Source organism: Salmonella sp. SG203, from assembly GCF_013350575.1.
Taxonomy (GTDB): domain Bacteria; phylum Pseudomonadota; class Gammaproteobacteria; order Enterobacterales; family Enterobacteriaceae; genus Salmonella; species Salmonella enterica.
The window spans coordinates 1-425 of sequence record NZ_SNMT01000115.1 but is presented as its reverse complement, the minus strand read 5'-3'; the positions used below and the strand labels follow the sequence as shown (position 1 = coordinate 425).

Genomic DNA, 425 nt, shown 5'->3' with positions numbered 1-425 from the left:
CAACTATGCCAAAACGTTTGATAAAACCGGCAGTACCCTGGCGTTCGTCGGATACCGCTTCTCGGACCGCCATTTTCTGTCCATGCCGGAGTACCTGCAGCGTCGGGCCACCGACGGCGGCGATGCATGGCATGAAAAACAAAGCTACACCGTGACTTACAGCCAGTCCGTTCCGGTACTCAACATGAGCGCGGCCCTCTCGGTAAGCCGGCTCAATTACTGGAATGCGCAGTCCAACAATAACTACATGCTCAGCTTCAATAAAGTGTTCAGTCTCGGCGACCTTCAGGGGCTCTCAGCCTCGGTGTCGTTTGCCCGTAACCAGTACACCGGCGGGGGCAGCCAGAACCAGGTCTACGCCACCATCAGTATCCCGTGGGGCGACAGCCGTCAGGTGAGCTACAGCGTGCAGAAGGATAACCGGG

General features: G+C 57.4%; 1 protein-coding gene. It reads left to right on the top strand.

Translation table 11 applies throughout. The features are described from left to right. Positions 1–425, top strand: a 425-nt coding sequence (locus tag HV477_RS28100; protein WP_175065769.1) for a fimbria/pilus outer membrane usher protein, incomplete at both ends; no start/stop codon positions are given.